Genomic DNA, 9,271 nt, shown 5'->3' with positions numbered 1-9,271 from the left:
TCCACCGTCGCCCGCCTGACCATGACGGTTTTCCTGCCTGCCGACCAAAAAGGCACGCATATGTCGCGCTTTGTCGCCCTGATGGAAAAACAAACCGATGCTTTGGATTTCGATACGCTGCACAAACTGACTGCCGACATGGTTGCCCTGCTGGATTCCCATTCCGGCAAAATCAGCGTTTCCTTCCCGTTTTTCCGCAAGAAAAGCGCGCCGGTCTCCGGCATCCAATCGCTGCTCGACTATGATGTTACCCTGACCGGCGAAATCAAAAACGGTACATACAGCCACAATCTGAAAGTGATGGTTCCGGTTACTTCATTGTGTCCGTGTTCCAAAGAAATTTCCCAATACGGCGCGCACAACCAACGTTCGCATGTGACGGTCAGTCTGATTGCAAACGCAGATGTAGGCATTGAAGAAATCATCGATTACGTCGAAGCACAAGCAAGCTGCCAGCTCTACGGTTTGCTCAAACGCCCTGACGAGAAGTATGTAACGGAGAAAGCATACGAAAATCCGAAGTTTGTCGAAGACATGGTTCGTGATGTGGCCACTGCGCTGATTGCCGATAAACGCATCGAGTCGTTTGTTGTCGAAAGCGAAAACTTCGAATCGATACACAACCATTCCGCTTACGCTTATATCGCTTATCCGTAAAAGCCGAGCCGAATAGAAACAAAGGCCGTCTGAAAGTTTCAGACGGCCTTTGGCATAGATTGAACGATAACATGAGACTATCGGTCATATATGGGCAACCCTATTTCGATATAATTCAAAAGCATTAGATTTCTCTCGCAATATTTAACATAAATTAAGCCGTTTATTTTTTCCATCATTTATAATGACGGTTCCTCAACGGCATCTCCGTAGATACTATGAAAAAATTCCTTTATTTCCTCATTGCATTTTTAGGCTTGAGCAGCTTCGCATTCGCAGTAGATGCCAATGATTTGCTGCCTCCAGAGCAAGCCTTTGTACCTCAAGTCAATGTAACCGATCAAGGCATCAGCGTGCAGTTCAAAATCGCTGACGGCTACTATATGTACCAGTCCAAAATCGTTGCAGCGACCAATCCTGACAAAGTCTTGGCCGAACCCAAATTCAGCAAAGGCGAAGAAAAAGAAGACGAATTCTTCGGCAAACAAACGGTTTACCACCATACCGCACAGGTTGACCTGCCTTACAAACAAGCCGCGCCGCAATACAAACTGACGCTGACTTATCAAGGCTGTGCCGAAGTGGGTGTGTGTTATCCGCCTGTGGACACCGAGTTTGACGTAAAAGGCAACGGGGTTTACCAACCGCAAAGCGACGAGCCGGTTTCTGCCAAAGACCGCTTTTTGCAACCGTCCGCCTCTTCAGACGGCCAAATGTCCACGCAGCCCGCTACAAACAATCCCGACAGCAGCCGCTTCAAGCTCTCTTGGGATACTTTAAACGCCAACCTGTTGGCGTTTTTTGTCGCAGGTTTGGGCTTAAGCTTTACCGCCTGTATGTATCCGCTCCTGCCGATTGTTTCCAGTATTGTCGTGGGCGATAAAAAAGCCGGCAAAGGCCGCGCATTCACCTTGTCGATGGTGTATGTACAAGGCTTGGCATTAACCTATACCTTGGTCGGCGTGATTGCCGGTTTGACCGGCGCGCTGTTGACCGTATGGCTGCAACAGCCTTGGGTCGTACTTGCTGCCGCCGCGTTGATGGTGGTACTGGCGCTGTCCATGTTCGGCCTCTTCAATATCCAGCTGCCAAACTCCGTCCAATCCTATTTCCAAAACCAAAGCAACAAACTCTCCGGCGGCAAAATCATTTCCGTCTTCATCATGGGTATTTTGTCCGCCCTGATTGTCGGCCCTTGCGTTGCGCCTCCGCTGGCATTTGCTCTGGGCTATATCGGCCAGACCGGCGATGCCGTATTGGGTGGCCTTGCGCTCTATACATTAGCACTCGGCACCGGCGTACCGCTCATCATCATCGGCACATTCGGCGGCCATATCCTGCCCAAAGCAGGCGACTGGATGAACGGCATCAAATACGCATTCGGCTTTATTTTACTGGCCGTTGCCGTATACCTTGCCACACCGCATCTGCCTTACTTCGCAGTAGTCAGCCTCTACACCTTGCTGATGATTGTTCCCTCCCTTATGCTTTTGGCGAAATCCGGCAAACAAAAAGGCCGTCTGAAAACAGTTGCCGCCGTATTGGGCTTTTTACTGCTGATTGGCGGCTCATGGTTTGGCTGGCAAAGCTTCAATAAACAAACCACCGCCCTGCACCACTTCTTAACGTTGGTTCCGCCATCCGAAGCCGGACAAGAAACCGACCACGGCAAGATGTTTACCGATGTCGGCGAACTCAAAGCCGCTATGGATGCCGCCTTGAAAGCCGACCCAAGCAAGCCCGTGCTGATTGATTTCTACGCCGACTGGTGCGTATCCTGCAAAGAAATGGCCGCCTACACGCTCAACCAACCGCAGGTACACGAAGCAGTCGATATGCAGCGCTTCTTCCAAATCGACGTAACCGCCAACACTCCCGACCATCAGGCCTTATTGAAAGAATACGGCCTCTTCGGCCCTCCTGGTGTGTTTGTTGTCCGCGCCGACGGCAGTCATAGCGAAGCCTTATTAGGCTTTGTCAAACCCGATGCCTTCATCGAATGGTATCGCAAAAACGAGAAATAGCCGTCTATAAAAAAGGCCGTCTGAAAACAGTTTTTCAGACGGCCTTTTCTTATGTTCGACAATTAAAATTCATCTTGATGCCAACGCGTAGAACGCAAAATGCTGGAATCCACATCTTGAATATTGCGATGACCGGTAAACGCCATGGAAATATCCATTTCTTTATACAGGATTTCCAGCGCACGGGTTACGCCTTCTTCACCATACGCACCCAAACCATACAGGAACGCCCGGCCAATCATCGTACCTTTCGCACCCAAAGCCCAAGCCTTCAAAATATCCTGACCGCTGCGGATACCGCTGTCCATCCAAACCTCGATATCGCTGCCTACCGCGCTGACCACATCAGGCAAAGCCTTAATGGCAGACACAGTATCATCAAGTTGACGGCCGCCATGATTGGAAACGACCAATGCGTCCGCGCCGCTTTTCGCTGCCTTTTCCGCGTCTTCAGGCTCCATAATGCCTTTGATAATCAGCTTGCCGCCCCACAAATCTTTAATACGCGCCACATCGTCCCAGCTCAGGCGCGGGTCGAATTGTTCGGAAGTCCATGAAGACAGCGAAGACAAATCGCCCACGTTTTTCGCATGACCGACAATATTGCGGAAAGTGCGACGTTCCGTGTTCAGCATTTTCATACACCATTCCGGTTTGGTCGCCAAATTGATTAAATTGGTGATGGTTGGTTTCGGCGGCGCAGACAGGCCGTTTTTAATGTCTTTGTGGCGTTGACCCAAAACCTGCAAATCAGCAGTCAATACCAAAGCCGAACAATTCGCATCCTTTGCACGCTTAATCAGGTTTTCCATAAACTCGCGGTCGCGCATCACATAAAGCTGAAACCAAAACGGCGAGCTGGTGTTTTCAGCCACATCTTCAATCGAACAAATAGACATGGTCGACAGCGTAAACGGAATACCAAATTTTTCCGCCGCCCGCGCCGCCAAGATTTCGCCGTCGGCGTGCGCCATACCCGTAAAACCGGTCGGCGCAATCGCTACCGGCATTTTCACATCCTGCCCAATCATTTTGGTTTCGAGACTGCGTCCCTCCATATTAACCAATACCTTTTGGCGGAAACGGATGTCTTTGAAATCCGAAGTGTTTTCACGATAAGTAGTTTCCGTCCAAGAGCCTGAGTCAATATAGTCATAAAACATACGCGGCATTTTACGTTTGGCAACAAGGCGCAAGTCTTCGATACAGGTTATTTTGCTTAAATCAGATTTCATGGTCGATTGCCTCTGTTAAGTAAAGATGGATGGTCAAGGCCGTCTGAACATTTCAAACACCTCATTATTTTACTCCATCAAAACAACTAAATTTTAAGAATAATTTTGATAATCTATATCAATATCAATATTAAATCAAAACATTTTAACCCTGAAATTTGTAGGGTTGATAGCCTTTTTTCAGACGGCCTTAAATCCAAATTACAGAAAAATAAAGAAAATATTTTCCGATTTTAAAATCAACCCATGCCACCATTTAAACAAACAATCAAATCGAGCCGCCACATACTTGACTGAAACACTCAGATATTAGACAATTCCCCCACTAATAAAAACGCCCACACAGGCAACCACACCATGAGACTGACTACCAAAGGGCGATTTGCAGTAACCGCCATGATAGATTTGGCGATGAACGCGCAAACCGGCGCTGTTAAACTCAGTGCCATCAGCGAACGACAAAGCATATCGCTTTCCTACCTCGAACAATTATTCAGCAAACTGCGCCGTGCCGGATTGGTTGAAAGCCTACGCGGCCCTGGCGGAGGCTACATCCTTGCCGCTCCCGCCGAGCAAATCAATATCGCACAAATCATCTCCGCAGCCGAAGACCGACTGGATGCCACGCAGTGCGGCAGCAAAGCAAACTGCAACCACGGCGCCCCCTGCCTGACCCATGACCTTTGGGAAAACTTAAATAAAACCATCAATGATTACCTCAGCGGCGTTACGCTGCAAAGCATCATTGAACAAAAAAACTGCAGCGACAGCAGTCATGTCGTTACCTTTACACACATTCATTAAACCGACTTGCGGCAAAGACCGCAGGCAGATGACCAAACGAAAGAGCAAACCATGACCGTCAAAACCCCCGTATACCTCGACTACGCCGCCACCACTCCCGTTGACCGCCGCGTTGCCGAAAAAATGATTCCCTACCTGTCCGATATTTTCGGCAATCCAGCCTCCAACAGCCATAGCTTCGGCTGGGAAGCAGAAGAAGCCGTAGAAAAAGCACGTGCAGACATTGCAGCCCTGATTAACGCCGACTCTAAAGAAATTGTTTTCACCAGCGGCGCAACCGAGTCCAACAACCTCGCTATTAAAGGCGCGGCGCACTTCTACAAATCCAAAGGCAACCACCTCATCACCGTAAAAACCGAGCACAAAGCCGTGCTCGACACCATGCGTGAACTCGAACGCCAAGGTTACGAAGTAACTTATCTGGACGTACAAGAAAACGGTTTAGTTGACTTAGACGTACTGAAAGCCGCCATCCGCGAAGACACCATCCTCGTTTCCGTAATGTGGGTAAACAACGAAATCGGCGTGGTTCAAGATATTCCTGCCATCGGCGAAATCTGCCGCGAACGCAAAATCATTTTCCACGTTGACGCAGCACAAGCATGCGGCAAAGTGCCTGTTGACGTTGAAGCCGCCAAAGTTGATTTGCTGTCTATGTCCGGCCACAAAGTATACGGCCCTAAAGGCATCGGCGCCCTGTATGTACGCCGTAAACCACGCGTCCGCCTCGAAGCCCAAATGCACGGCGGCGGCCACGAACGCGGCTTCCGCAGCGGCACCCTGCCGACCCACCAAATCGTCGGCATGGGCGAAGCCTTCCGCATCGCCAAAGAAGAACTCGAGCAAGACATGGCACACTACCGCAAACTGCGCGACATCTTCCTCAAAGGCATCGAAGGCATCGAAGAAGTCTATATCAACGGCGACCTCGAACACCGCGCCCCAAACAACCTGAACGTCAGCTTCAACTTCGTCGAAGGCGAAAGCCTGATTATGGCGGTCAAAGAACTCGCCGTATCCAGCGGCTCCGCCTGTACTTCTGCCAGTCTCGAACCAAGCTACGTCTTGCGCGCACTCGGCCGCAACGACGAATTGGCACATTCTTCCCTGCGCATCACCTTCGGCCGCATGACCACCGAAGAAGAAGTGCAATTCGCAGCAGAACTGATTAAATCCAAAATCGGCAAACTGCGCGAACTGTCTCCGCTGTGGGAAATGTTTAAAGAAGGTATCGATTTGAACTCGATTGAATGGGCGGCGCATTGATAAGAAGAAAAGGTCGTCTGAAAGGTATTTTTCAGACGACCTAAACGCCAAATCAAGCATACTTAGGTTGGGTTAATAACTTAAACTGCTTAATCTTGTGTTGTTTGATGTATTTTTGATGTTAATTTGACTAACCTTAGGAGACTACTAGAATGAAAACTTTAGAAAAGCATTTTGAATACAATAATGGAATATACTCAATTGTTGAGTTAGAAAATTATCGTATTGAAGAGGGAGAACAAGATGACGAACTGGTCAAAATTAGACCTAAAGAAAATGAGGAAGAGAAAGTAACAAACATTTGGCTTGTTATTTATCAAGCTGGGAAATTATTAACAAATGATGGTAAAACTTTAACTCAAAAAGAATTTGATGATTTCTTTAAGGATTTTGAAAATATTCAAGTTGATATAGAGAGAACTTTTCTAGTTCCATTTACACTTAAAAACGAGACTTTACCTAGAGGATACATGATTACACCATTCTATAAAGATGGAGTGAAGAGAAGTGCGGAAATTGAGTTTAACAAAGATGATTTTGATAGTTTAAGAAAGTTATAAATTCTACAAAAAGCAAGCGTAGGTTGAACTGTAAACCAAATGAAACCGTAAACTTGCTCAAAACGTTAGGTCTGATAACCTACACAATCTATACATTAAAAAACAAAAAAGGTCGTCTGAAAACCATAAAAACCTTTTCAGACGACCTAAAAGCCACAATCTTCAAATTAAGGATACAAGCCCATGGACGAACAAGAACTCGACCTCGACAATCTCGACAACCTGCTTGAAGATTTTGACGGCGTTACCGTAGAAGGCGGCGTCGATTCGGAAAACGACGACGGCTGCGAAGGCGGCGCGTGTAAAATCTAAACTTCAGGCCGTCTGAATATTCGTAAACAAACCATTTACACCACTAAAAACACAAAGGAAACCACATCATGGCATACAGCGATAAAGTAATCGACCACTACGAAAATCCCCGCAACGTCGGTACTTTCGACAAAAATGACGAATCTGTCGGTACCGGCATGGTCGGCGCACCGGCCTGCGGTGACGTAATGCGTCTGCAAATCAAAGTAAACGATGAGGGTATTATCGAAGATGCAAAATTCAAAACTTACGGTTGCGGTTCTGCCATCGCGTCTTCCAGCCTGATCACCGAGTGGGTCAAAGGCAAAAGCTTGGATGACGCGCTGGCAATCAAAAACAGTGAAATTGCCGAAGAGTTGGAATTGCCGCCAGTTAAAATCCACTGTTCCATTTTAGCTGAAGATGCAGTAAAAGCAGCCGTTGCCGACTATCGCAAACGTCAGGAAAACAAATAATCTTGTTTGCCAGATACTTTGTTTGCAGATATTAATGCCTAAATCGGCTTGATAGGCCCAATTTGCCATATAAGTGCGCCAGTACCTGCAAAATCAAAGGAAGCGAAATGCCTTTTACTGATAAAGAAGTCCAATCCCTACTTGCTGTCAAAGGCATAGGTAAAACCATATTACAGCGTTTGCAGCAAATGGGGTTGGATGATGTTGCCAACCTGGCGGCGGCAGATTTGGACGATATTTTGGAACAGGGCGCACAATTGACCGGCTCGACCTGTTGGAAAAACAGTCCGCAGGCAAAAGCTGCCATTGCCGCTGCAATAGAGTGGGCAAAACAGCGTTTTCAGACGGCCTGAGCGTCAAGAGGCCGTCTGAAATAAAAAAACAGGCAAAACAGAAAAACAGAAAATGATTGCGAAATGAGGAAAAAAGCATGATTACCATCACAGAAAATGCAGCCAAACACATCAACGGCTACCTGACCAAACGTGGCAAAGGGTTAGGTGTGCGCTTGGGTGTGAAAACCAGCGGCTGCTCGGGCATGGCATACAACCTTGAATTTGTCGATGAAGTGAACGAGGATGATCTGATTTTTGAAGAACACGGCGCGCGCGTTTATATCGATCCAAAAAGCTTGGTTTATCTAGACGGCACACAAGTCGATTACACCAAAGAAGGTTTGCAGGAAGGTTTCAAATTTGAAAATCCGAATGTCAAAGACTCTTGCGGCTGCGGCGAGAGCTTCCACGTTTAAGGCATAAAAATGGCGGGACAGTATCAAAACCGTCCCGCCATTTTTTCGCTTCCTACCTGTTGTAGCTGCCTTTGCCTTTTCTTTTCCGTTCTACCTTGTGTCGGAACAAATCGGATTTCACTAAGGCTTTTAAAGCATTGTCGCGTATTTTGCCTTTATTGTGTTGCACTTTACTGGTCATATTGTTTTCCTTTCGTATAAACAGTTTCCGGATTATATCGTAAAATAATCCTCTTCTTTAGATTTTTTCCTTTAATATCATGTCTCAATACTTCAACCTCTTCCAGCTTGAGCCATCTTTCAATATTGATACCGAAGCACTCGAACAGACCTATCGAGCTTTAGCAGCCCGTTTTCATCCCGATAAATTTGCTTCTGCTTCAGCTTTTGAGCAGAAACAAGCCGTTATGATGTCTTCTACAATTAATGATGCCTACCGCACATTAAAAAGCCCTATTGATCGGGCTGCTTATCTCTTGAAAAGCCAAAATATCGATGCTGATGCACCTGAACACACTTCGTTTTCACCAGAATTCCTCATGCAGCAGATGGAATGGCGGGAAACATTGATGGATGCTCAAATGGAACAAAACCATGATGCCATCCGAGCACTGGATCAAGAAATCCAAGAAGTACAAAACAACCTATATCAAGATTTGCAACAAGCATTTGAACAACAGGATTATGAATCAGCCGCACAATGGGTACGGCATGGACGTTTTCTTAATAAGCTTCGCAATGAAATTGCTTCAATCTTATAAAGTACATATGCTGTTACATTTGCCTAAGTTCTATAGCAAATGATTTTATATACAAAACAAAACCGTATCAGATAAATCTGATACGGTTTTCTTATATTAACTACCGATTAGCGTTTTTTACCGGTAACAGTAGCAACAGCCAGGTTTTCGTTACGTTTCAGAGAAACGCTTTCAACACCTTCTGGCAATTTGATGTCTGATAAGTGCAGAATGTCGCCGGCAACTACTGATGCACAATCCAGTTCCAAGAAAGCAGGAATGTTTGCGGGCAAAGCAACTACTTCAACAGAAGTGTTCAACAGAGATACGCGGCCACCTTGCAGTTTAACAGCTTGAGAGTTTTCAGCGTTAACAATGTGCAGAGGAACGCGGATGCGTACAGGTTGATCAGCTTTTACAGCTTGGAAGTCGATGTGTTGAACTTCGCGACGGAATGGGTGCATTTG

General features: G+C 46.7%; 12 protein-coding genes and 1 pseudogene. 10 read left to right on the top strand and 3 right to left on the bottom strand.

Going from position 1 to position 9,271, the window contains the following annotated elements:
- Positions 1-657, top strand: a 657-nt coding sequence (gene folE2 / locus ACTHSP_RS14355; RefSeq protein WP_440346324.1) for a GTP cyclohydrolase FolE2, incomplete at its 5' end; no start/stop codon positions are given.
- A gap of 218 nt (positions 658-875) precedes the next feature.
- A complete protein-coding gene (dsbD, locus tag ACTHSP_RS14350) occupies positions 876-2,681 on the top strand; it encodes a protein-disulfide reductase DsbD (RefSeq protein WP_440346323.1) in 1,806 nt (601 codons plus the stop codon).
- A gap of 62 nt (positions 2,682-2,743) precedes the next feature.
- On the opposite strand, the gene ACTHSP_RS14345 is transcribed toward dsbD, so the two are convergent.
- On the bottom strand, positions 2,744-3,916 hold the full coding sequence (locus ACTHSP_RS14345; protein WP_063067761.1) for an alpha-hydroxy acid oxidase: 1,173 nt from the start codon (positions 3,914-3,916) through the stop codon (positions 2,744-2,746).
- 357 nt (positions 3,917-4,273) lie between these two features.
- Between ACTHSP_RS14345 and iscR the strand changes: the two genes are divergently transcribed.
- The 7 genes from iscR (at position 4,274) to iscA (ending at position 8,064) form a co-directional block, all read left to right on the top strand.
- On the top strand, positions 4,274-4,720 hold the full coding sequence (iscR, locus tag ACTHSP_RS14340; protein WP_003680774.1) for a Fe-S cluster assembly transcriptional regulator IscR: 447 nt from the start codon (positions 4,274-4,276) through the stop codon (positions 4,718-4,720).
- 51 nt (positions 4,721-4,771) lie between these two features.
- Entirely contained in the window at positions 4,772-5,986 is a 1,215-nt protein-coding gene (locus tag ACTHSP_RS14335) for an IscS subfamily cysteine desulfurase (protein WP_063067760.1), read from the top strand.
- Between the two features lie 152 nt (positions 5,987-6,138).
- Positions 6,139-6,546: a hypothetical protein gene (locus ACTHSP_RS14330; RefSeq protein WP_440346322.1), complete on the top strand. Its 408-nt coding sequence runs from the start codon at positions 6,139-6,141 to the stop codon at positions 6,544-6,546.
- A gap of 183 nt (positions 6,547-6,729) precedes the next feature.
- The gene (locus ACTHSP_RS14325; protein ID WP_004519897.1) at positions 6,730-6,858 is read left to right on the top strand and encodes a hypothetical protein; all 129 of its coding nucleotides are present in this window, start codon (positions 6,730-6,732) and stop codon (positions 6,856-6,858) included.
- A 68-nt stretch (positions 6,859-6,926) separates the two neighbouring features.
- The gene (gene iscU / locus ACTHSP_RS14320) at positions 6,927-7,313 is read left to right on the top strand and encodes a Fe-S cluster assembly scaffold IscU (RefSeq protein WP_003674559.1); all 387 of its coding nucleotides are present in this window, start codon (positions 6,927-6,929) and stop codon (positions 7,311-7,313) included.
- Positions 7,314-7,420: 107 nt separating this feature from the next.
- Entirely contained in the window at positions 7,421-7,666 is a 246-nt protein-coding gene (locus ACTHSP_RS14315; protein ID WP_440346321.1) for a recombinase RecA, read from the top strand.
- A 77-nt stretch (positions 7,667-7,743) separates the two neighbouring features.
- Positions 7,744-8,064: an iron-sulfur cluster assembly protein IscA gene (iscA, locus tag ACTHSP_RS14310; protein WP_063075834.1), complete on the top strand. Its 321-nt coding sequence runs from the start codon at positions 7,744-7,746 to the stop codon at positions 8,062-8,064.
- Here the strand turns inward: iscA and ACTHSP_RS14305 are convergent.
- Positions 8,024-8,245: pseudogene (locus ACTHSP_RS14305) on the bottom strand (alternative ribosome-rescue factor A). The gene iscA and the pseudogene ACTHSP_RS14305 overlap by 41 nt on opposite strands.
- A gap of 79 nt (positions 8,246-8,324) precedes the next feature.
- On the opposite strand from ACTHSP_RS14305, the gene hscB reads away from it, so the two are divergent.
- The gene (hscB, locus tag ACTHSP_RS14300) at positions 8,325-8,825 is read left to right on the top strand and encodes a Fe-S protein assembly co-chaperone HscB (RefSeq protein ID WP_254322053.1); all 501 of its coding nucleotides are present in this window, start codon (positions 8,325-8,327) and stop codon (positions 8,823-8,825) included.
- Between the two features lie 107 nt (positions 8,826-8,932).
- Here the strand turns inward: hscB and ACTHSP_RS14295 are convergent.
- On the bottom strand, positions 8,933-9,271 hold a 339-nt coding region (locus tag ACTHSP_RS14295), incomplete at its 5' end, for a 50S ribosomal protein L25 (protein WP_440346320.1).

The organism is Neisseria sp. P0001.S005 (assembly GCF_051963715.1).
This window is presented reverse-complemented; position numbering and strand designations above follow the sequence as displayed.